Annotated in this window: 23 protein-coding genes and 1 tRNA gene; 13 read left to right on the top strand and 11 right to left on the bottom strand. The window is 50.9% G+C overall.

The genetic code is table 11. The features are described from left to right. The first annotated feature begins 40 nt into the window (after positions 1 to 40). Both HU175_RS17170 and HU175_RS17165 read left to right on the top strand, forming a co-directional pair. Complete coding sequence (locus HU175_RS17170; protein WP_176567753.1) at positions 41 to 1150, top strand: Gfo/Idh/MocA family protein; 1110 nt, start codon at positions 41 to 43, stop codon at positions 1148 to 1150. A gap of 77 nt (positions 1151 to 1227) precedes the next feature. Then, complete coding sequence (locus HU175_RS17165) at positions 1228 to 1548, top strand: hypothetical protein (RefSeq protein WP_317167753.1); 321 nt, start codon at positions 1228 to 1230, stop codon at positions 1546 to 1548. A 78-nt stretch (positions 1549 to 1626) separates the two neighbouring features. Here HU175_RS17165 and HU175_RS17160 read toward each other — a convergent pair whose 3' ends face one another. Next, positions 1627 to 1881: a GIY-YIG nuclease family protein gene (locus tag HU175_RS17160; protein WP_176567752.1), complete on the bottom strand. Its 255-nt coding sequence runs from the start codon at positions 1879 to 1881 to the stop codon at positions 1627 to 1629. Positions 1882 to 2049: 168 nt separating this feature from the next. On the opposite strand from HU175_RS17160, the gene HU175_RS17155 reads away from it, so the two are divergent. Beyond that, a tRNA-Ala gene (locus tag HU175_RS17155) sits at positions 2050 to 2123 on the top strand. Between the two features lie 283 nt (positions 2124 to 2406). After that, positions 2407 to 2865 (top strand): hypothetical protein, encoded by a 459-nt coding sequence (locus tag HU175_RS17150; protein ID WP_176567751.1) that lies wholly within the window; start codon positions 2407 to 2409, stop codon positions 2863 to 2865. Positions 2866 to 3113: 248 nt separating this feature from the next. On the opposite strand, the gene HU175_RS17145 is transcribed toward HU175_RS17150, so the two are convergent. After that, positions 3114 to 3833 carry a GAF domain-containing protein gene (locus tag HU175_RS17145; RefSeq protein ID WP_176567750.1) on the bottom strand — a complete coding sequence of 240 codons (720 nt, stop codon included), beginning with the start codon at positions 3831 to 3833 and terminating at the stop codon, positions 3114 to 3116. 182 nt (positions 3834 to 4015) lie between these two features. On the opposite strand from HU175_RS17145, the gene HU175_RS17140 reads away from it, so the two are divergent. Then, positions 4016 to 4390, top strand: a complete 375-nt coding sequence (locus HU175_RS17140) for a hypothetical protein (protein ID WP_176567749.1) — start codon at positions 4016 to 4018, stop codon at positions 4388 to 4390. A gap of 19 nt (positions 4391 to 4409) precedes the next feature. Here HU175_RS17140 and HU175_RS17135 read toward each other — a convergent pair whose 3' ends face one another. The 5 genes from HU175_RS17135 to HU175_RS17115 all read right to left on the bottom strand — a co-directional run bounded on the left by HU175_RS17135 (position 4410) and on the right by HU175_RS17115 (position 12311). Then, a complete protein-coding gene (locus HU175_RS17135; RefSeq protein ID WP_228724190.1) occupies positions 4410 to 4910 on the bottom strand; it encodes a C40 family peptidase in 501 nt (166 codons plus the stop codon). 199 nt (positions 4911 to 5109) lie between these two features. Continuing rightward, complete coding sequence (locus HU175_RS17130; RefSeq protein ID WP_176567748.1) at positions 5110 to 7257, bottom strand: Tex family protein; 2148 nt, start codon at positions 7255 to 7257, stop codon at positions 5110 to 5112. 111 nt (positions 7258 to 7368) lie between these two features. Next, the gene (locus tag HU175_RS17125) at positions 7369 to 7560 is read right to left on the bottom strand and encodes a cold-shock protein (RefSeq protein ID WP_176567747.1); all 192 of its coding nucleotides are present in this window, start codon (positions 7558 to 7560) and stop codon (positions 7369 to 7371) included. 131 nt (positions 7561 to 7691) lie between these two features. After that, on the bottom strand, positions 7692 to 10634 hold the full coding sequence (locus HU175_RS17120; RefSeq protein WP_176567746.1) for a beta strand repeat-containing protein: 2943 nt from the start codon (positions 10632 to 10634) through the stop codon (positions 7692 to 7694). 1173 nt (positions 10635 to 11807) lie between these two features. Continuing rightward, a complete protein-coding gene (locus HU175_RS17115; RefSeq protein ID WP_176567745.1) occupies positions 11808 to 12311 on the bottom strand; it encodes a DUF3299 domain-containing protein in 504 nt (167 codons plus the stop codon). An 86-nt stretch (positions 12312 to 12397) separates the two neighbouring features. Between HU175_RS17115 and HU175_RS17110 the strand changes: the two genes are divergently transcribed. The 5 genes from HU175_RS17110 (at position 12398) to HU175_RS17090 (ending at position 16651) form a co-directional block, all read left to right on the top strand. After that, a complete protein-coding gene (locus HU175_RS17110; protein WP_176567744.1) occupies positions 12398 to 13942 on the top strand; it encodes a sensor histidine kinase in 1545 nt (514 codons plus the stop codon). Positions 13943 to 13977: 35 nt separating this feature from the next. After that, the gene (locus HU175_RS17105; RefSeq protein ID WP_176569256.1) at positions 13978 to 14631 is read left to right on the top strand and encodes a response regulator transcription factor; all 654 of its coding nucleotides are present in this window, start codon (positions 13978 to 13980) and stop codon (positions 14629 to 14631) included. A 209-nt stretch (positions 14632 to 14840) separates the two neighbouring features. Then, positions 14841 to 15476, top strand: a complete 636-nt coding sequence (locus HU175_RS17100; RefSeq protein ID WP_176567743.1) for a peroxiredoxin — start codon at positions 14841 to 14843, stop codon at positions 15474 to 15476. Between the two features lie 67 nt (positions 15477 to 15543). Next, positions 15544 to 15786: a hypothetical protein gene (locus HU175_RS17095; protein WP_176567742.1), complete on the top strand. Its 243-nt coding sequence runs from the start codon at positions 15544 to 15546 to the stop codon at positions 15784 to 15786. A gap of 88 nt (positions 15787 to 15874) precedes the next feature. Further along, positions 15875 to 16651, top strand: coding sequence for a glycoside hydrolase family 25 protein (locus tag HU175_RS17090; RefSeq protein WP_176567741.1), 777 nt, complete (start codon positions 15875 to 15877; stop codon positions 16649 to 16651). Here HU175_RS17090 and HU175_RS17085 read toward each other — a convergent pair. The 4 genes from HU175_RS17085 to HU175_RS17070 form a co-directional block, all read right to left on the bottom strand. Further along, the gene (locus HU175_RS17085) at positions 16648 to 16944 is read right to left on the bottom strand and encodes a putative quinol monooxygenase (RefSeq protein ID WP_176567740.1); all 297 of its coding nucleotides are present in this window, start codon (positions 16942 to 16944) and stop codon (positions 16648 to 16650) included. The genes HU175_RS17090 and HU175_RS17085 overlap by 4 nt on opposite strands. A gap of 46 nt (positions 16945 to 16990) precedes the next feature. Further along, a complete protein-coding gene (locus HU175_RS17080; protein ID WP_176567739.1) occupies positions 16991 to 17737 on the bottom strand; it encodes a shikimate dehydrogenase family protein in 747 nt (248 codons plus the stop codon). A gap of 107 nt (positions 17738 to 17844) precedes the next feature. Beyond that, positions 17845 to 18486, bottom strand: coding sequence for a DedA family protein (locus tag HU175_RS17075; protein ID WP_176567738.1), 642 nt, complete (start codon positions 18484 to 18486; stop codon positions 17845 to 17847). Between the two features lie 6 nt (positions 18487 to 18492). Beyond that, complete coding sequence (locus tag HU175_RS17070) at positions 18493 to 19254, bottom strand: phosphosulfolactate synthase (protein WP_176567737.1); 762 nt, start codon at positions 19252 to 19254, stop codon at positions 18493 to 18495. A gap of 130 nt (positions 19255 to 19384) precedes the next feature. Here HU175_RS17070 and HU175_RS17065 point away from each other — a divergent pair, with 130 nt between their 5' ends. The 3 genes from HU175_RS17065 (at position 19385) to rpmA (ending at position 20648) form a co-directional block, all read left to right on the top strand. Then, positions 19385 to 19834: a PaaI family thioesterase gene (locus HU175_RS17065; RefSeq protein WP_176567736.1), complete on the top strand. Its 450-nt coding sequence runs from the start codon at positions 19385 to 19387 to the stop codon at positions 19832 to 19834. A gap of 94 nt (positions 19835 to 19928) precedes the next feature. Continuing rightward, positions 19929 to 20246: a 50S ribosomal protein L21 gene (gene rplU / locus HU175_RS17060; protein ID WP_176567735.1), complete on the top strand. Its 318-nt coding sequence runs from the start codon at positions 19929 to 19931 to the stop codon at positions 20244 to 20246. A 102-nt stretch (positions 20247 to 20348) separates the two neighbouring features. Next, positions 20349 to 20648, top strand: a complete 300-nt coding sequence (rpmA, locus tag HU175_RS17055) for a 50S ribosomal protein L27 (protein WP_176567734.1) — start codon at positions 20349 to 20351, stop codon at positions 20646 to 20648.

Genomic DNA, 20648 nt, shown 5'->3' with positions numbered 1-20648 from the left:
CTTTCGTCAGATCCCTATTTATTCCTAGAACTTCCTTCGTATGAATCCGAAAAACACAATAAACCGCCGATCATTTCTCCATACGACAGCGCTTGGCGGGGCTACGCTGAGTCTGGCTCCCAACGCCCTCTGGGGGGCTACCCGGCCCGTCAAGGACAAACTGGGGGTAGCGCTCGTTGGCCTGGGCTACTACAGCACTGACCTGCTGGCCCCCGCCCTGCAACAGACGAAAAACTGTTACCTGGCCGGGATCGTGACGGGAACCCCCGCCAAAGCCGAAACGTGGAAAAAGAAGTACAACATTCCAGACAAGAATATCTACGACTACAAATCCTTCGATCAGATTGCCAACAACCCGGACATTGATGTGGTGTACGTTGTTTTGCCGCCGTCCATGCACGAGGAATACGTCGTCCGGGCGGCTAAGGCTGGAAAACACGTCTGGTGTGAGAAACCCATGGCCGTTACGTCGAAGGAGTGCCAGAATATGATCGATACGTGTAAAAAGAACAATGTATCGCTGGCCATTGGTTACCGGCTTCACCACGAACCGAACACGCAGGAGTACGTGAAGATGCTGCGTGATGGCGGAATCGGTAAAGTGCAGCTCGTAAACTGTGCCGCTGCCTATTATGACAACCGGACCGACCACTGGAAGCAGAAAAAAGAAATGGGCGGTGGCGTCATGTACGACATGGGCGTTTATGCCATCCAGGGTGCTCGGCTAGCAACGGGCGAAGAGCCCATTTCGCTGACGGCTCAACAGTATACGGCCCGGCCAGAAATTTACAAAAACGGCCTCGACGAAACCTCACTGGCGCAGCTCGTCTTCCCAAGTGGCGCCCGGGCCATGATTCAGACCAGCTACGGCATGAACATGAACTTTCTGAACGTAACGGGCAGCAAAGGAAAACTGCGTATGGAACCCTATTCCGAATACGCCGGTGTGCAGGGAACCTGGACGGGCGGGACAATCAACCATCCCTACAAAGCACCCTGGCAGCAAACGCTGCAGATGGACGACGACGCCCAGGCGATCATGAACCGAAAACCCATGCTGGTACCCGGCGAAGAAGGACTGCACGATATTCGTGTTGTGGAAGCCATCTACCAGGCTGCCAAAAGTGGTCGCGAGGTAAAGCTGAGCTAAAAATAGTAGCCAGGTCGGGTAAGTGGAACTAGCTGGTGAGTAGGTCGTTAGCCTGGGTGCTGTGATTCTTGTAGAATATGACTGTTTTTGTTGTGTTATATAAAGTAGGAACGACCGGTTGTGGGATCGGCGGGTTTTTACTTACTTCGCCTGTCAACCCCGATTTTATGAAACCCGCTGAGTTTACCAAGCTGCCTGCGCAACAACAGCTCGATACCCTTTATCGTAAAGGAGATATTCTGGCCAACCGCTACGAAGGCGACCATATCTTCCTGTTGTATAACCTGCGCGACTTCTACGTGGAACTGCGGTACGACGCCTATACTAATAACTTATACCAGGTATCGGCTTTCCGGGACACGGAGAAGCTGGAGCCTTATCTGCCCTATCTGGCCTGAGTGAACAGTTCACTTCGGTCAACAAAAAAGTCGTTACGTAGCGTAACGACTTTTTTGTTGGTGTATGCTGTATGACGATCAGATCGTAGGCTGCGGATTGGCAATAAATTCTTCCCAGTAAGTCCGGTCGCGATTTTTTAGTTTCATTTCCAGGCTCAGGGCTTCGTTTCGCGTATCAAACGACTGAGTGAATTTCACCTCCCAGGGTTTGCCATCGGCCGTCGCGGGATTGGTTTTAGCGTTATGCTGCCAAAGACTGATTTTCAGGTCTTTGGTCTGTCCGATAAAATAGCGATCGGCGGTAGGGCTGTAGATGATATAAACGGTATGCATTGCAATAAGGGGGACTAGTATCAAAGCTAGCCATTTAGTGATAGAAAACAAATCACAGGTGAGCGTACGGATAAAACCTACACGCGGAAAAAAACTGTGGATACCCCTTGTGCTGTCTTGATCTTTTCCTCATATTTGCACCCACAAAACACAGCCAGATGTGTTCCTGGGGGTATAGCTCAGTTGGCTAGAGCGCTACAATGGCATTGTAGAGGCCGTCGGTTCGAATCCGACTATCTCCACTGAGTTAAACTATTACAAGGCAAGGCCGTTATGAACTTTCATAACGGCCTTGTTTATTTGTACTATTTTAAGCCCGATTAAACTTTATGCTAAAACGCCCTGTAGGTCGTCTACAATAGTTTCCGGGAATATCGAAGCGTAGAAAGCTATCTGCGTAGGTTGTTTGCTTATTTTTCAAGCGAGCTATACGGTAAGTTCGTATAATGAAACAAGTTTTCGAAAACTTGTTTACTATAATCTTCGTATAATCGTTGGTTTACTAGTTCAACTAATCAAGTAACAATGAGATCGTATTTAGTCTCCCTTTCTTTTGCAATTTTATCCCTATTAGCTTGCGCGAGCTGTACAAAAGATACAGCTGCCGTTGACCCTCGTGAGCAGTATCTTGGAACGTACAACGTTACCGGTACAACATCTTCTTATGAACTGGATTCATCAAACCCAACCAAAGCTACTGTCAGTTCAGGTGATGACGTATTAATTATAGGCAAAGGACAAACAGACAAGGAATTGATCTTTGCTTTTTCAACAAGGAGGCTGTCTGCCAACATTTCTGATAACGGTTTCTCCTTTCCGGCTCAAACTCAGTTTAGTGAATTTCTGGGAACTACCGTATCAGTCAACATAGACGGTGAAGGCGGTCAGACAAACAATGCAATTGACTTTACTGTCAATACAAATACGACCTATAAAGGCTCTCGATACAGAGAAGTAACCGTATTTAAAGGGACGAAACGGTAAGACCGTTATCAAAATAAAACTCGGCATCCAGGTGCCGTAAACAGCAGATTGGTTCCCAATCGGCACCGGCGCCCGCCCTGGTCAGCGTGCTGCAGAAAGCAATTTGAGATTCCGAACCGAATAGTATACTAAGTGCAACGAAAACGCCCGGTCGATTGGCCAGGCGTTTTTCTTTGGTTGTCAACAAATAGTATTCTAGCTACAAGCGGAATAGTTGGTTTTGCCAAAGATGGTATGTTCGGCCCGTCTTACTCGAAAGGTTGCAAACGCTGTTCTATTTCCCGGAGTGTGGACAACGTTTCGTCGATTAACGCATTGGTAGTAGGAGCAACCGGGATGTGCGCTTTTAACTTATTGACCGAGGCTGTGACCTGATGTAGTTTTGGTTTTACATCTGCCTTAATAACGCCTGCCAACTGATCCAGCTCGTTGTTCCGCTGTTCCAGAATGCGTTTCTGGATTTGTAAAATGCTGCCGGAACGGCGCATTTCAAGCATATTGACGACCTGCTGAGCCAGAATTTTCAGTGCTGCCTGCTGCGTTTCTGTCAATCCAAATTTCGGCCTGCTATCCACCACACATAAGGAGCCCAGCGCAAAACCCTGCGGGTTGACCAAAGGAACACCCGCGTAAAAAATCACGTGTGGGTCGCCCAGAACGAGCGGGTTGCCGGAAAAACGGCTGTCCTGCCGACTGTCGGGTACGATCAGAATCTCGTGAGGATTCTGAATGGTGTGGGTACAAAATGAGTACTCAGTCGGCGTTTCCCGTATTTCAAGGCCGTGAGCAGATTTAAACCACTGCCGATCATCGTCAATCAGGCTGATCAGCGAAATGGAGGTCTGGCAAATAGCCGAAGCTAGGTGCGTAATGTCATCGTAGTCCTGTTCAGGAAGCGAGTCGAGAATGGTGTAACTCCGTAACACATCCTGACGGGTGTCTGTGTCAGTAACCTGAATCAAGGGCATAAACTCTGAAAGAAAAAACAAACCATAAAGCTGTTCAAAAGTAAGTACCGAGCAAGTTTGAAGCCGAAAAAGCTACCGTTCGTTCAAAAGGTGCTATAGCCGAGTTTTAACGGTCAGGACTAGACAAGATGCGCAAAAACAGGTTATAGAAACGATGGTATCAGATTGATAACAAAGGAGCGATGAAAAAAATCCTGGTGATAGGAATAACTATACTGGTAACGGGCTGTACGACCGGTATCCGTGATCTGGATCTGGAAAACAAGCAGTTCGAAGCTACTTATAACGTAGATTCTACCCGCGGTCTGGACAGTGCCGATAGGGCACGATTTCAGCTAACTAAAACCATTTACAGTTTCGGCGAAAATGGCGTTGGTACGAAACATGCACAGGTAGGCATGTTGTCGACCGACAGTACGTTCAAGTGGGCTATCGAAGGCGACAAAGGAGAGAGTCTTCGTATTAATAAGGACAGGTATTTGGTCAAAGAGCAGAGCAAGGGCTATCGGCTGATGACCGATTCGACTATGCTGATCCTGCGCTTACAGAACCCCTGAAATTGATGTAGCCGCTTGGTCAGAACGGACGCAGCGCCTTAACAAACCGGCCCTTGAAATAGTCGGAATACAAATTGTCTTCCCGAACGCCCCGCGACGACGATGCGTGAATAAATCGTATGTTCTCGTCTCCCTTTACTTCGGTGACAATACCCGTGTGCGAAACGTAACCCGCCTGGCCTTTGTCTGGTACGAAGAAAATCAGGTCGCCCGGTAGGATCTCGTTGACTTCCACTTCCCGGCCTACTTCCGACTGCTGCCAGGAAATACGGGGCATCCGCAGCCCAACCGTATTAAAAACGGCGTAGACCAGCCCCGAGCAGTCGATGCCGTCGGTTGTGTTACCCCCCAGCCGATAAGGGGTACCCGTGTACGTACGGGCAATCTTGACCACTTCGGGAACGTACTGATCTTCGTATGTCTTTGTATCAACACGTCGGCCAGATGGTTTATTAGGCAGGGCAGGCGGCCGACTTGGTTTTTTGCTCAGGTTGCCTTTTCGGGCCACGTCTTTTGACACGGCAGTACGTCGGCTGACAGAATGTGAGGGGCCGGAAGAACGGAGTACCTCACAGGAGGTCAGTAACAGAAGAAAACATGCGCTCAGCAGAACAGGCAGACGTAAGGTCCGATCTTGTTGTGTAGGCATAAAGGAAGCAAAAGAAAAGTAGATCACTGGTTGAATGATACCACGATCATTCAACCAGTGATGCAACCTATTAAATTTTCATCGACAACGCAACCCGTTTGCGGGCTTTGTCCACCTCCAGCACCTTAACTCTTACTTTCTGGTGCACGGTCACGACGGTCTTGGGGTCGGATACGTAGTGATTGGCCATCTGGGAGACGTGAACCAGTCCGTCCTGTTTAACACCAATATCAACAAACGCACCGAAAGCCGTGATATTGGTCACTACGCCCGGCAGGACCATACCTTCGTGCAGATCATCGACGCTGCGGACGCGGCTGTCATATTCAAATACGGATAACTGCTCGCGGGGGTCGCGGCCGGGTTTCTCCAGTTCGGCCAGAATATCGCGTAGTGTCGGCAGGCCCGTTGCGTCGGATACGTAACGATTCAACTGAATCTGTTTGCGTACTTCCGGCTTCCGAATCAGGTCGTTGATCGTGCTGCCTACATCCGAAGCCATCTTCTCCACTAAAGCATACCGCTCGGGGTGAACGGCGCTATTATCCAGTGGATGTTTACCGCCTTCAATTCGTAGGAAACCGGCACATTGCTCAAACGCCTTGGCACCCAGACGAGGTACTTTTCTGAGCTGATCCCGGGACGTAAATGCGCCGTTTTGAGCCCGGTAAGCAACAATATTACCCGCTAATTGTGGACCGAGGCCCGAAACGTAACGCAGCAGATAAGCGCTGGCGGTATTGAGCGACACGCCAACCTGGTTCACGCAGCTTTCGACAATCGTATCCAGGCTGTTTTTCAGATCTCCCTGATCAACGTCATGCTGGTACTGCCCAACACCGATTGATTTGGGGTCAATTTTAACAAGTTCAGCCAGTGGGTCCATCAGCCGCCTGCCAATGCTGACCGCCCCCCGGACTGTTACGTCCCGGTCCGGAAATTCTTCGCGCGCTACGTCGGAGGCCGAGTATACCGACGCGCCCTGCTCGCTGACCATGAAAATAGGCTTTTCGAGATTCAGACTCTGGATAAACTCTTCAGTTTCCCGACCGGCTGTTCCGTTACCAATAGCGATCGCATCAATCTGATACTGGGCCATTAGCTTCTGAACCGTCTGGGATGCCTGCTGCTTCTGGCTGTCGGACTGAAACAGATACAGAACGGTGTCGGTCAGTAGATTGCCCTGCGCGTCCAGACAAACGGTTTTACACCCAGTACGATAACCCGGATCAATCGCTAACACCCGCTGCTGTCCCAGTGGTGGACTAAGCAGTAGCTGACGCAGGTTGTCGGCAAAAACACCGATGGCCGATGCATCGGCTTTTACTTTTGATACATTGCTGAATTCGGTTTCGAGCGAGGGCTTCAGAAGTCGTTTATAGCCGTCTTTGATTGCCAGCGAAAGCTGCTCCCGCGAATCCGCCGTTGCCCGGTCAAAGCGCGGCTGCACGAACTGGCGTTCCAGCCGCTCGAGGGCAGCCTCTTCATCAGGGCCGATACTAACGTTCAAAAAACCTTCGGCTTCGCCCCGGCGGAGTGCCAGCAGGCGGTGGGAGGGAACCCGGCGGAGCGGTTCGGCAAAATCGAAATAGTCTTTGAATTTAACCCCGTCCGTTTCCTTTCCTTTTTTCACCGTAGAGCGGATGATTGCTTCCCGGTCGAACAGGTTACGGATGCGCTGACGCGCATCGGCGTCTTCGCTGATGCGCTCGGCCAGAATGTCGCGGGCTCCCTGCAGCGCATCAGCTACGGTTGGCACGGCCTCGGTCAGATAGCGTTGAGCAACCCGGTCAAGGTTGGTTTCGCGCTGCCCCAGAATCAACGTAGCGAGTGGCTCAAGACCACGTTCGATAGCTACACTGGCCCGGGTTTTTCGTTTCTGCCGATAAGGGAGATAAATATCTTCGAGTTCAGTCAGCGAATCGGCAGCATTGATTTTTTGCTGCAGGGTGGGCGTTAATTTACCCTGTTCGTCAACCGATTTCAGAATTGCGAGCCGGCGTTTGTCCAGTTCCTGTAACTTCTGGCCTGCATCACGAATCAGGGCAATCTGCACTTCGTCTAACTGACCCGTTGCTTCTTTGCGATAGCGGGCAATAAAGGGAATGGTTGCTCCATTGTCCAGTAGCTCGAGAACGGCGGCAACCGATTTCGACGGCTGGGCTGTAAGGGCGGCAATGCGCTCGGCCAGGGAGCGTTGGTCACTTAGTTGGGTCATGCAATCGGATAAACAATCAGACCGCAAAAATGCCAGCGGAAACCGACAGGGCAAAAAAAAACATGCCAGATGGCATGTTTTTTACAACGGGTGTCTTGGTATATCTTACGATTAAGCCAGTTCGACGTTTACGGCGTTTAAGCCTTTTCTGCCGCGCTCAACATTGAATTTAACTTTGTCGTTCTCGCGGATTTGATCGATGAGGCCAGAAGCGTGGACGAAGATATCTTCACCGCCTTCATCAGGTTTAATGAAGCCAAACCCTTTGGTTTCATTAAAGAATTTTACTGTTCCTGTTTGCATTGCTTGTTAAAATTTAAGCGAAGGACGCCTAAAGCGAAGGATTTTCCAAATGTATTTCACGAAAAATGCCAGTTATTTTAAATAATTAAGCAGATGGTCTGAAAACTAGGATAAAATAGTCCGGAATCAGGCTAAATGCGATTAATTCTCTGCCCGGTTACCACTGGACAGAGCGGAGTTGGACAGGTAAAGGGAATGGTGATCAAACCAATTGCCAGGCTGGGTTGAAGCGCGTTGTCAATCACCCGGAATGGAACTGAGACGGTTACTAACCCATCAACCGGATCAACCAAAAGCGTCGTGCCGACTGTTACCGTTACTCCCGCTGGTGGGAAAGTTGCCGCTGTATAAACGGTTCCTCCGATTGAAATCGACGTAGCGTTTGCCGGGAACGCAGTATAAAGAACTCGACTGACGATACCATCCGCATCGGTGCCGTTCGGAATCGTTGATGGAACGATAATCGAGTTTGTTCCCCCCGGATTCGCCTGCGCTGCTAGCGTAACACTGGTCGGGACGGGCAGTTGATCCAGCCCGAAGTTGACCCCCGTTACGTTGGCGGTCGTCAGGGTGACGGAGGTGATGCCGTTGGGAGTGCCGTCTCCGGCGGTGGCGATTCCTTCCCCGATGCTGGTGAAGTTGGCGGGCAGACTCACCGCTGGGGCGGGTGCGCCCACGGCCACTGAGGTGGTGCTCAGGCTGAGGTTATAACTAGCGGGATAGAGCCCGGTCAAACTATAGACACCCGTGGCTGGGACTAAAGTCGAGGTGACTACGGTGTTGCTGGCGGCATTGCTGACAATGACGTAGAGCGATCCCCCGGCGTTGGTGGCCGTGCCGCTGATGACCCCGTCCGTCAGGCCGTTGGCATCATCGAAGATCGTCCCGCTAATGGTCAATAGGGTGAAGGGGACAGAGACTGAGCCAGACGTTGTACTTTCTTTACCCGCGTTATCAATAACGCTGAAAGGAATTGTAGCGGTTACCGCTCCGTCAATGGGATCAATGCGAAGAGCCGTGCCCGTCGCTGCCGTAACTCCACCTGCCGGAAAACTGGCCGCAGTGTACACTGCGGTTCCAATGGTCAGGCTGGTTACGTTAGCGGGAAAGGCGGTGTACCGAATTGACGTAATGGTTCCGTCAGCGTCAGTGCCAGTAAAGCTGGAAGGAGCGATGCTAATCCCATTGTTGCCCCCCGGATTTACCTGTGTAGCAAGCGTTGTACTGGTCGGGACGGGAAGTTGATCCAGCCCGAAGTTGACCCCCGTCACGTTGGCGGTCGTCAGGGTGACGGAGGTGATGCCGTTGGGAGTGCCGTCGCCCGCAGCCGCGATCCCTTCCCCAATGCTGGTGAAGTTGGCGGGTAGGCTCACCGCTGGGGCGGTGGCACCAACGGCTACCGAGGTGGTGCTCAAGCGAACACTATAGCTGGCCGGGTAAAGCCCCGTTAAACTATAGACACCTGTGGCTGGCACCAGTGTAGAAGCCACCACATTGTTGTTGGCAGCATTGCTGACAATGACGTAAAGCGGTCCCCCGGCGTTGGTGGCCGTGCCGCTGATGACCCCATCCGTCAGGCCGTTGGCATCATTGAAGATCGTTCCACTAATGGTCAAGAGCGTAAAGGGCAGGTTGACGGTGGTGGCGCTTGGTGCCGAGACCAGGGCGTTGTCGTAGATGGTGTAGGCAAAACTGGCGGTGATAGCCCCGTCATTGGGGTCGAGGGTAACCAGGGTGGAGGTGAAGCTGGTAATAATGGTGGTAACGGTAACCGCCGTGCCGTTGTAATAGAGCGTCCCGTTGGTGGCCGGGCTCAGGGCAACCTGTCGTCCCGTCAGGCCTGCTGGATACGTCCCATCTTCTGGATCAGAGCCGGCGAAGGCGGTGGTAGCGATGGGGACGGTAGCGGTACCGCCGGGGTTGGGTTGGCTGGCTAAGGTGACAGCGGACACCGAGATAGGCCGCTGGTCAATACCGAAGTTGACGCCCGCTGCGCTGGTAGTAGTGAGCGTAACAGACGTGATGCCGTTGGGGGTGCCGTCACCCGCGGTAGCGGTGCCCTCCCCGATGCTGGTCCAGTTGGTGGGCAGACTCACCGCTGGGGCGGGTGCGCCCACGGCCACCGAGGTGGTGCTCAGGCGGACGCTGTAGCTGGCCGGGTAGAGCCCGGTCAGGCTGTAGACACCCGTAGCGGGAACCAGGGTCGACGTAACGACCGTGTTATTAGCCGCGTTGCTGACAAGGACGTAGAGCCCTCCTCCAGCGTTGGTAGCCGTGCCGCTGATGACGTTATCGGTCAGGCCGTTGGCGTCGTCGAAGATCGTTCCGCTAATGGATAATGTCGTGAATGGTACATTGACGGTGGTGGCCGATGGGGCTGAAACCAGGGCGTTGTCGTAGATGGTGTAGGCAAAGCTGGCGGTGATGGCCCCGTCGTTGGGGTCGAGGGTGACCAGGGTGGAGGTGAAGCTGGTGATAATGGTGGTAACGGTAACCGCCGTGCCGTTGTAATAGAGCGTCCCGTTGGTGGCCGGGCTTAGGGCGACCTGTCGTCCCGTCAGGCCTGCTGTGTAGATCCCGTCCTCGGGGTCGGAGCCGGCGAAGGCGGTGGTGGCGATGGGCACAGTGGTGGTGCCGCCGGGATTAATTTGACTGGCCAGGGTGACGGTGGCCGAGGCCGAACTGGGTCGTCGATCGATGCCAAAGTTTATATTAGCTACGTCGTTTGTCGTACCTGTACCACTGACGACAACCGAAACTACGCCATTGGGTGTCCCATCCCCTGCACTTGTTGCCCCGATTCCCTCGCCAATATTGACCCAGTTGCTGGGTAAAGAAGCTGCGGGGGCAGTATTTCCCACAGTGCCGGCCGTTGTACTAAGTACAACGGAATAGTTGCCTTCCCATATTCCCGAGAATGCATACGTTCCTGAAGTAGGTATTGTCGATACGGCAACGACGTTGTTGCTGCTGTTTACCAAATTAGCGTAAAGCGTTGAATTGGCGTTAGTGGCTGTGCCACTGATAACGTTATTCGTTAAGCCGTTGGCATCATTGAAAATGGTACCAGACAACGTGGACGGTGGGCGTAAAGAAACTCCAAGCAACCATTTGTCTCCAGTATACCTATTTGTGCTAGTATAAGTTGGCGTGGGGGCAAGAATACTGGAACGGGATCCCCCGTCTCCTCGTAAATAAACTCTGAAAGTTATTGCCGTTAAATTGGACCCATTTACCCGAAAACTACCACATGCTGCGCCAGAGCCACAATCTCCTGAAATATTGCTAGCCTGGTTAGCGATAGTATAAGAGCTTCCTGAAGAGACAATCGTAAATTCAGTTGATCCAGATAGGCTAGTCAATGTTACCCCCGTTGTTGCTAGTTCAAATTCTGTTGAAAAACCAAGGGTAGCAGTACCTACAATTACATTAAATATATTAAGAGTGTTCGTTACGTTAGCTGCTCCTAAGCCTACCAGATGAATAACAGGGTCATTGACAGGCCTGTTAAAAGTAAGGGTTATATCACCAAAATAAAATCGTCCACTTGCTGAAGCATTGGAAGGGAGTCCTTCTACAGTTGTTAAAATGTCAAAGGCATAATTAGTGTTAACGTCGATGCCAGTTCCTGAGGTGCCGTTTGGATTGGATGTGAAATTTCCATTTTGCCCTCCGCCAATCGAATTCATCAACGAATAAATATCATCGCTAGTAGCAGTTTTAGCACTTCCATTAGCGCCATTCCCAAATGTTAACCCTGTTCCAGGACCTCCCCCTGTAATACCTGTGTATTGTTGATTAGAAAAACTTGCCGAAACCGAAATAGGAGGTGTAAAAGGTACAAACGTTGTTCCCGTTGTATTTTGTAGTAGTGTCAACGCTTGTGGGGCTGTCGCCGATGGTCCCTGTGGAGAGCCCACAAAACTTCCACGAGCTATCTCCAACTCCTGCCCGAACGAAATCGTATTTATTACGAAACTCAACAATAAAACGAGCGCGAATTTCAGGGCAATACCTGTCAGAAACAGAGATCGCCGATTGAAACTCCCGCTAATTCTATAGAAATAATGCATGCCTTCCTTTTACACGTGACGATTGGATAAAACGGTAGTACACCGCTCGCTAGTCACAGGCAAAAATCAGGCCGTTGGGCTATATGAAGTTGATATAGATTCGATTGCATAAAGAAAGCCTGACGGGTCGACCCGTCAGGCTTTCTTTATGCAATCGAAAAAGCGATTTATTGCTTACTGCGCTACCATTTCGGCGTCGGCCAGGATGTAATTCAGTTCGTAGATGTTATCGGCATTAAGTTTGAGCGTGCCGCGGAACGTACGGCGCTCGTCGGTCTTAAATTTCTTGTCCGACTTCTTAAATTTCAGCGACACAACCGACTCCGGACCAGCACCCCCGCAGAAGAAGCAGGCACTATAGGGGAAGGCCGACAGCACGTACAGGTTCGACTCCAGGTCGACCGGCAGAACATAACCCGTTAGCTCAACCGATTTACCGTTCAGCTTCTGGATGTTGGGGCCAAAGGTTGGATACAGCATATACACCGATTCTTCCGCGTACCATTTCTTTTTGAACGTAACGTCCCGCAGGGTTTCCCACGATAGTTTGACCGGCTCGGCAGCAACTGGCGCTTTAGCCAATGTAGCTGTTTTAGCAGAGTTGACGAGTGGAAGCGCTGGACGGAAAGCCAGTGAGGCCAGCGAAACAGCGAGTAGGGCGATGAGAATACGGTTCATGTGGTTCACTAATCGGGGATGAAACTCAGGTAAAACTACAAAAAATATTACTTTTACCGATTCATTTTGTTGTCACTTGGCGAATCGTGTCTGACTTACTTACCGATAACGTAAACGACGGCGCAGCAATTCCCGTTCGGTTCACTCGTTTATATCTGACGCTCCTTGTCAGCCTGACTATTCTGCTCACCATTGGGCAGGGTGTTACGCAATGGCGGCTACGGGCGGCCCAGGACGAGCTGTGGGTAATTCGCTACGCTGCCCTACAACGTCACCAGAGCCAGCAAATCGCCAAGCTGGCGCTGCAACTGGGCGATCCCAACGAAAGCAGCCGGTTCAATATGACGGTTGCCGAGCTTCGTCAGGTTTTTCCTGCCTTCGAGAAGTACCATCTTCAGGGGCGCGAAGGCAAGGTGTACGATAAACAGGTGACAGTTGAGAACTCGCGGAAGGTACAGAAGCTGTACGACGAGATTAGGCCGGAGTTCGACGCGTACCGGAAAAGTGCCAATCGCCTGATGGCGTTGCAGAATCAGGCCGAGGTAGATGAGCCCGATGTTCAGGCCAGTATCAAGTTGCTGCTCTCAAACGAAAAACCATTTCTGGAGGAGATTGACGCGATCGTTCGCGAATATACCGGTGGACTACGGGCCAAGCTGGCGGCTCTGCAATACGTCGAATTTTACCTGTTTGTGTTTACGATCGTGGTGCTGATCGGCATCGGACTGCTTATTTTTCGGCCAGCGGCACGTCGGCTCAGAGAAACGTTCGCTCAACTGGTGGAAGCCCAAAACCAGACAACTGCGGCTAACCGCAAGCTGCTCAGCGCCAACAAGTCACTGAAGGAAACCCGGCAACAATTGTTTGAAGCCACCCGGATTCAACACCGTCAGGAAATGGACGATCAGAAACTGCGAACTTCGTATCTGATTGCCGGCCAGGAAGAAGAACGAAAGCGGCTGTCCCGTGAACTGCACGATGGGTTAGGGCAGATGCTGACGGCCATTAAACTGCAGATTGAAGGGCTGGAAGCGAATATTGTGCGTAATACGCCCCCTGAACTGAGAAGTGAAGGCGCTTACAGTAAAAACCTGAATACACTCAAAAATCTGGTAACGCAGACTATTCAGGAAACCCGGACTATCTCGAATGACCTGATGCCAAGCGTGCTGAGCGATTTCGGGGTTATTCCAGCGATAAAAATGCTGGCCGAAAATGACCGGAGTGACACAATAGATGTTACGTTTAAAACAAACTTGACAGGTAATCAGGAACGTTTAGACAAAAACATCGAAATCATGTTATACCGGGTGACGCAGGAGGCCGTTAGTAATGCAGTACGACACGCCGAACCGTCGCATATTCACATCGAGCTGATGGACGAGGAAAAATTTCTTTGCCTGGAAATTACTGACGATGGCCGGGGATTCGAGTTTGCCCGAAATTCCCGGAAAGGGTTGGTAAAGAGTGTTCCCAAAACGAACGATCAGAAGAGTGGCAAAAAAATACAACGGCCCCCGTCGCAGGGTTTACACAATATGCAGGAGCGGGCCAAACTCCTCAATGCTAAATTTAAACTAAGTTCAACTCCCGGAAAAGGCACCCGGATTCAGGTGAAAATCCCCTATTAACTGCATTCTAACTAGTTATGACGTTAACAAAACTGATGCTCGTCGACGATCACTCCATCGTACGCGACGGTATTCGACTCCTGCTGGAACAAGCTGATAGTCTGGAAATTATCGACGAAGCCAATGATGGCGAAGAAGCGCTTGATAAATTGAAAGCCCATCAGGCAGACGGTACGTTGCCCGACCTGATCCTGATGGATATTTCCCTGCCCGGTATGTCGGGGATTCAGACGACGCAGGTCGTAAGCCGCCTGTACAAAAACGTTCGGGTACTGATGCTGTCGATGCATAATAATGAAGATTATATTCTTCGTTCGGTCGAAGCGGGCGCGTATGGCTACATTCTGAAAGATTCGTCGTCCGATGAAATGATCAAAGCCATCCGGACCATTGCCTCAGGTGAAAAATATTACAGCTCACCAGTTGCCTCGATTATTCTGAGCGGCTACATGCAGCAGCTCAAAAAAGGCGATAAAAACAACCGGAGCGAGCGCCAGTCAAAACTGTCGAACAAAGAAAAGGAAATTCTTCAGTTCCTGGTGGATGGGATGAGCAGCCGCGAAATCGCCGAAAAACTCCAGTTGAGCGTTCGGACAGTTGACAACCACCGGGCCAACATGATGCGCCGGTTACAGGTACGCAATGCCGCCGAACTCGTTCGTATGGCGGTTGAGGACAAGCTGATTTAAAGGTTATAGACAGGATTAACATGATGTCTTATCAGCAATTCATGTTAATCCTGTCTGCTGTCCACATTCTTCCTGTCTATACTCTTCATTGCGAACTCCAGGATTATTTTCTACGTTTGCCCAGAAAACCGGCGTTGAGGCCGGTTTTCAAGTTTTACAATTCTCTATAAAGTATATAGAGTGAATTAGCTAATTAAACAATCTCAGTTATGTCACTTCGCTTAGGAGACATTGCCCCTGATTTTGAGGCCGATACTACCCAGGGACACATCCAATTTCACGAATGGTTAGGCAATTCATGGGGTATGCTATTTTCGCACCCAGCCGATTTTACGCCCGTTTGCACTACCGAACTGGGCCGTACGGCGCTGCTGAAGGATGAATTCGGCAAGCGGAACGTAAAAGTGATTGCCGTGTCGGTAGATGATCTGGAGTCGCACAACCGCTGGACGCCCGATATTAAAGACGTGACGGGAACTGAAGTTAACTTTCCCATCATTGCCGATGCCGATCGGAACGTAGCCACATTATACGACATGATCCACCCCAACGCCAGCGAGAAGGCAACGGTCCGGTCGGTGTTCGTGATCGGACCCGATAAAAAAATTAAACTGACGCTGACGTATCCCGCTTCGACGGGCCGGAATTTCAATGAACTGCTGCGGGTAATTGATTCGCTGCAGCTAACGGCTGACTATCAGGTAGCAACGCCTGCTGATTGGAAAGATGGCGATGATGTGATCGTTACGCCAGCAGTTACCAATGATCAGCTGGAAGGTAAATTTCCAAAGGGCGTAACGTTTGTAAAGCCGTATCTGCGCACGACACCGCAACCTAACAAGTAAGGCAATTCGTTAAAACCTTACGCTCAATTCCCGAGTTAACAGCTTCGAAGACTAAACAACCAACGTTATGGCTAAGAAAGATTTTAACCCGGAGCACAAAGAAGGGCCAGTAGCAACCGCCATTGAAGAGCAAACCGCCAAACTTCCTTCTGACCTGTTTTTATGGTCGGCCCTAGGATCGATGGCCGTATCTCTGTTTCTGCAATACAAAGGCGATAGAGATCGCAGTTTATTCGTAGGCCAATGGGCTGCTCCATTCCTGTTGCTAGGCTTGTATAACAAGCTGGTAAAACTGGAAGGTCACGATTAAGCGTATTGGTTCTGAATACCCAGCCCGTTGCCCATCAGCAACGGGCTTTTTTATTACGTACTTTTGGGGTTGATACTAACCCACCAGCATGCGATTCCGTGTTTTAATTACGTTCATTTTTCGGCGATACGGTCTCTGGATTTCGCTGGTGTTGCTGTTCCTCTTCGGGATCTGGGTCGTTCGCTCCTGGAAACACGACAACATGGACTGGCGCTTCGTCAAAGCCTTTGGCATCAACCTGCCCATGCGGTACGGTATTCATGGCATCGACGTGTCGCGGCACAACGACCGGATCGACTGGAAGCAGGTACGCCAGTTGCGGGCCGATGGCGTACGACTGCAGTTTGTGTTTATCAAAGCAACCGAAGGAGCCACTATGTTTGATAAACACTATAAGAAAAACTGGCGGGAAGCGAAGAAATCGGAACTGCGCCGGGGGGCCTATCACTTTTATCACCCCACCCGCGATCCGCTCAGGCAGGCCAATAATTTTATCAACCATGTAACGCTGGAAACCGGTGATTTTGCGCCCGTTGTCGATTTCGAGGTGATCAATGGCCAGTCAGACGAGACGGTTATCAATGGGCTTCGACTGTGGCTCGAAACGGTGGAGGACCATTATAACGTTCGCCCGATCATCTACACCAACCGGAACCTGTACCAGCGTTACATCAAAGGGCACCTGGACGAGTTTCCGCTCTGGATTGCCGATTATTCGACAAAGCACCTACGGGCCTACGATGATGACAAACTATATCTCTGGCAGCACAATCAGAACGGCTGGGTAAAAGGCATCAAAGGTCGGGTTGATTTCAACGTATTCGTAATGGACGACGACCGGATGTCCGAAATTTGCCTGCCTTAGTCGGCGACTTCCGTTTGTTGTTTGGTCAGGACAACAGGAGTGGCCAGCCAGGGGCGGGATTTTTCGACGAACTCAATGAGATGCGGCATCTGATCGTGCGCCTGCAAGCCCGCTTCATCCGTCCAGATTTCGTGCATAATGAAATGCGTGGGGTGCTCAGCACTTTCGTACAGCTCATACAGCAGACAGGCATCTTCATCCCGCACTTTCATGACGAGGTTGTAAAGCCCGTTGCGGAGTTCTTCTTCGTGGCTAGGTTTGGCAATGATGGTAGCGAAAACGGTAAGCGGCATAAGGAGTAATTACGTTCTGATTATAAAGCGAAAACTGGGTGAAATGTTACTCCTGCCAGATCGACCAGGCTTTTTCGGCCTGTAGCTCCAGCATCCGCAGCCCGTTATGAACGGCGGCTCCCTGTTCCAAACCTCGTTTCATGAACCGCGTCTCGGCCGGATTGTACACCAGATCATACAACAGGTGTTTGGCTGTCAGTTGCTCATAGGGTAGGGCAGGCGCTTCGTCGATGTGCGGATACGTGCCAACGGGCGAGCAGTTAATGATCAGCTGATGATCGTTAATCAAACTACCAACTTCTTCGTACGTAACAGTCATGTCGGACTTTGTGCGGGAAACAATCTGGTACGACACGTTCAGATCCTGCAAGGCGGCAAGGACGGCTTTGGAAGCGCCCCCTGTGCCAAGAACCAATGCGTGTAAGCCGGCAACGGGGCGGTTAAGGGTCATTATCCAGTCTTCCAGCGATTGGCGGAAGCCGTAATAATCCGAATTATAACCCGTCCGGGAGCCATCTGCTTCGAGCCTGATCACGTTTACTGCGCCAACCTTCTCGGCTGAAGCGTCCAGACGGTCGAGATACGGAAAAACGGCCTGTTTGTGCGGAATCGTTACGTTCAGGCCCCGCAGACCAGGCGTTTGCAACAACTCGGGGAGCGACGCTGTTACGTCGGCCATCTCGAAGAGGTCATACCGACTGTCGGGGATGCCTTCCCGGTTAAATTTTTCGGTAAAATACCGCTGCGAGAACGAATGCGTAAGCGGAAAACCAATCAGACCGTACCGTGTCATGGCTGCGAAAAGATAAACGTCCTGTAGAGACAGAAAAAAGCACTACGTCGTTTGGCGTAACCTGGCGACGTAGTGCTGACTTGTTGAAGCGGTAGACTTTTTACAATCTAGCGGGACTTTTTCTTGATGAACTCAATGATAATTGGCAGAATGGATAACCCTACAATGCCGAAAACAACCAACTCGAAATTCTTCTGCACGATGGGGAAGTTACCGAAGAAGTAACCCAGCAGCGAGATACTCGTTACCCATAGAATAGCCCCCATGATGCAGAACTTAATATAGGTACCATAGTTCATACTACCCGCACCCGCAACGAACGGAGCAATGGTCCGGACAATCGGAATAAACCGGGCGATGATTACCGTCCGTCCGCCGTATTTACCGTAAAATTTCTCGGTTTCAGAAATGTACTCGCGTTTGAAGAACAGAATTCGTTCCCGCATTTTAATCTGATTCCCCAGCGTTTTTCCGACGAGGTAATTCACGTTGTCGCCCAGCAGAGCCGCTACAATCAGCAGCGGAATGATAACGCCCACGCTGAGGTCATTGGTGTCGCGGGCGGCCAGTGCACCAGCGGCAAACAGCAGCGAATCGCCGGGGAGCAGTGGCATAACGATAAGTCCCGTTTCGGTGAATACGATCAGGAACAGAATCGCATACAGCAGTATACCGTATTCATTCGCCCACACGTCGAGGTACTTATCGAGGTGCAGCAGAAAATCGAGTAACGACTTCAGAAGATCCATGAAAAATTAGTTGTCGAGGAAAAGCGAGAAGGTATCACCACGTAAGCCCAGCCGGATCGTTTCCAGCGGAATAACTTCGTGCGGTGCAATGTTACCCAGGTTGGCATTGGCTCCCAGCAGTTTAACGAACCAGACCTGCTGCTCTTTCTGGGGTGCTTCCCAGATGATTTTGTCGACGGGAATCTGCGTCAGGATTTCCTCGACCAGGCCCTGCCGGACCTCACCGCTCGACCGGAACAGACCAACCGTTCCCCCTTCGCGGGCTTCGCCGATTACTTTCCAGGCACCGGCCTGCAGTTCAGCTTTCATCAGCTGAATCCACTTGTAAGGCGGGATGATCTTGGCTTCATCTTTCGAGCCTACTTCCGAAAGGACCGTCACCTGGGTGGCCAGTTGCCGGATGTACTCGCACTTGTCGTCTTGGTGCATTTCCAGCGATCCATCCGATACCTCGGCGTGCTGCAACTGGTACTTGTCCAGCAGCCGCCGGTAATCGTCAAACTGCTTGCGCACAACGAAGGCTTCAAACAACGTACCGCCGAAATAAACCGGCAGATTTGCGCGCTGATAAAGCTCAATTTTTTCTTTCAGGTTGGGAGTAACAAACGAAGTGGCCCACCCTAGTTTAATGATGTCCGCGTGGTCGGCAGAAGTCGATAAAAAGTCTTCTACTTCACGCAGGCTCATTCCCTTGTCCATGACCATGGTCAACCCGTTCTGACGGGGTTTTGCATCGCGATCGGGAATTTGCGTAAGCGTATAATTCATTCGGTCTAATCGAATAGGCGTGTTAAAAAACGCCCAAAAGTAGCACAAGTCCGATAAACCCCCCAAGAAAGTCCACAATTAATCGCGTAGAATGACCGATTAGCTTGGTTTCGTTCTATTTTTACGGCTTATGGAGAACCTGATTAATAGCCGTATCGATTACCTGCGGTCGCAGATTGGCCGTACCATGACTGAAAGCTGGTCGCCGGTAGGACGCTTTCTGAATGGTGTTCTGCTGAGCGTTGACCACGGACGGATGGTGGCCGAATATACAATACGTGAAGACCTGACCAACGTCGTAGGCGGGCTGCACGGTGGGATGTCCAGCGCCATTCTGGACGATCTGATTGGTGGAACCGTGTTCACGCTGGGCCGCGAATTTGGCTATACAACCGTTAACCTGAACGTCGATTTTCTGCACGCAGCCAAACCGGGCGATGTGCTGACGGCCACGGCCGAAGTGATCCGGGCGGGACGCAATCTGATCCATTGCGAAGGTCGTCTGGTAGCCGCTGATGGTAAAATTATTGCCAAGTGTACGTCAAATCTGGTACAGACCTCGCGAAAACTGCCCTTTTAGGGTAAAAACGTCAGGATTTGCTCCCGTTAAGCATTGCTTTTTTATTGATCTGCCCGTACCTTTGCACCCTAATTTTCAATTTCATACACAAATCATGTACGCAATCGTAGAGATCGCAGGGCAGCAATTCAAGATCCAGAAGGGTCGTTCTATCTATACCCACCGGTTAGAGGGCGACGTGGACGCTGCACTTGCCTCCGACAAGGTGAAAATTCTCCTTGTTGACAACGAAGGCAGCATCACCGTTGGTGCGCCAACCGTAGCTGGTGTTACGGTATCCGCTAAAATCGTCGAGCATCTGAAAGGCGAAAAAGTTATCGTCTTCAAGAAAAAACGCCGGAAAGGATACAAAAAGAAAAACGGACACCGTCAATACCTGACCAAAGTCCTGATCGAAGACATTACTCTGTAAATGAGTTGAAAAGTTATAAAGTTGCCTAGTTAAAAAGCCTCCCCTGGCTACAATTAACCACGCAACCTGACGACTATACAACTGTAAAACTTCTTTAAAGAAATGGCACACAAGAAAGGTGTAGGTAGTTCCAAAAACGGTCGTGATTCGCACAGCAAACGTCTGGGTGTAAAACTGTTCGGCGGTGAATCGGCTATTGCCGGTAACATCATTGTTCGTCAGCGCGGTACGAAACACCACCCCGGCAAAAACGTCGGTCTGGGTAAAGATTTCACGCTGTTCGCACTGGTTGACGGTACGGTAAAATTCCGTCCGGGCCGCGCGAGCCGCTCATACGTAGATATCGTTCCTGCTGGTCCTTCGGCAGTTGAAGCAGCCCCCGTTGAAACGGCAGCTGCCTAA

The sequence above is a fragment of the Spirosoma sp. KUDC1026 genome (genome assembly GCF_013375035.1).
Classification (GTDB): Bacteria; Bacteroidota; Bacteroidia; order Cytophagales; family Spirosomataceae; genus Spirosoma.
This window is presented reverse-complemented; position numbering and strand designations above follow the sequence as displayed.

What these genes read in the sequence shown, in the direction of transcription:
- HU175_RS17170 (WP_176567753.1), top strand. Translation starts at nt 41, where the DNA reads ATGAATCCGAAAAACACAATAAACCGCCGATCATTTCTCCATACGACA.
- HU175_RS17165 (WP_317167753.1), top strand. Translation starts at nt 1,228, where the DNA reads ATGACTGTTTTTGTTGTGTTATATAAAGTAGGAACGACCGGTTGTGGG.
- HU175_RS17160 (WP_176567752.1), bottom strand. Translation starts at nt 1,881, where the DNA reads ATGCATACCGTTTATATCATCTACAGCCCTACCGCCGATCGCTATTTT.
- HU175_RS17150 (WP_176567751.1), top strand. Translation starts at nt 2,407, where the DNA reads ATGAGATCGTATTTAGTCTCCCTTTCTTTTGCAATTTTATCCCTATTA.
- HU175_RS17145 (WP_176567750.1), bottom strand. Translation starts at nt 3,833, where the DNA reads ATGCCCTTGATTCAGGTTACTGACACAGACACCCGTCAGGATGTGTTA.
- HU175_RS17140 (WP_176567749.1), top strand. Translation starts at nt 4,016, where the DNA reads ATGAAAAAAATCCTGGTGATAGGAATAACTATACTGGTAACGGGCTGT.
- HU175_RS17130 (WP_176567748.1), bottom strand. Translation starts at nt 7,257, where the DNA reads ATGACCCAACTAAGTGACCAACGCTCCCTGGCCGAGCGCATTGCCGCC.
- HU175_RS17125 (WP_176567747.1), bottom strand. Translation starts at nt 7,560, where the DNA reads ATGCAAACAGGAACAGTAAAATTCTTTAATGAAACCAAAGGGTTTGGC.
- HU175_RS17115 (WP_176567745.1), bottom strand. Translation starts at nt 12,311, where the DNA reads ATGAACCGTATTCTCATCGCCCTACTCGCTGTTTCGCTGGCCTCACTG.
- HU175_RS17105 (WP_176569256.1), top strand. Translation starts at nt 13,978, where the DNA reads ATGCTCGTCGACGATCACTCCATCGTACGCGACGGTATTCGACTCCTG.
- HU175_RS17100 (WP_176567743.1), top strand. Translation starts at nt 14,841, where the DNA reads ATGTCACTTCGCTTAGGAGACATTGCCCCTGATTTTGAGGCCGATACT.
- HU175_RS17095 (WP_176567742.1), top strand. Translation starts at nt 15,544, where the DNA reads ATGGCTAAGAAAGATTTTAACCCGGAGCACAAAGAAGGGCCAGTAGCA.
- HU175_RS17090 (WP_176567741.1), top strand. Translation starts at nt 15,875, where the DNA reads ATGCGATTCCGTGTTTTAATTACGTTCATTTTTCGGCGATACGGTCTC.
- HU175_RS17085 (WP_176567740.1), bottom strand. Translation starts at nt 16,944, where the DNA reads ATGCCGCTTACCGTTTTCGCTACCATCATTGCCAAACCTAGCCACGAA.
- HU175_RS17080 (WP_176567739.1), bottom strand. Translation starts at nt 17,737, where the DNA reads ATGACACGGTACGGTCTGATTGGTTTTCCGCTTACGCATTCGTTCTCG.
- HU175_RS17075 (WP_176567738.1), bottom strand. Translation starts at nt 18,486, where the DNA reads ATGGATCTTCTGAAGTCGTTACTCGATTTTCTGCTGCACCTCGATAAG.
- HU175_RS17070 (WP_176567737.1), bottom strand. Translation starts at nt 19,254, where the DNA reads ATGAATTATACGCTTACGCAAATTCCCGATCGCGATGCAAAACCCCGT.
- HU175_RS17065 (WP_176567736.1), top strand. Translation starts at nt 19,385, where the DNA reads ATGGAGAACCTGATTAATAGCCGTATCGATTACCTGCGGTCGCAGATT.
- rplU (WP_176567735.1), top strand. Translation starts at nt 19,929, where the DNA reads ATGTACGCAATCGTAGAGATCGCAGGGCAGCAATTCAAGATCCAGAAG.
- rpmA (WP_176567734.1), top strand. Translation starts at nt 20,349, where the DNA reads ATGGCACACAAGAAAGGTGTAGGTAGTTCCAAAAACGGTCGTGATTCG.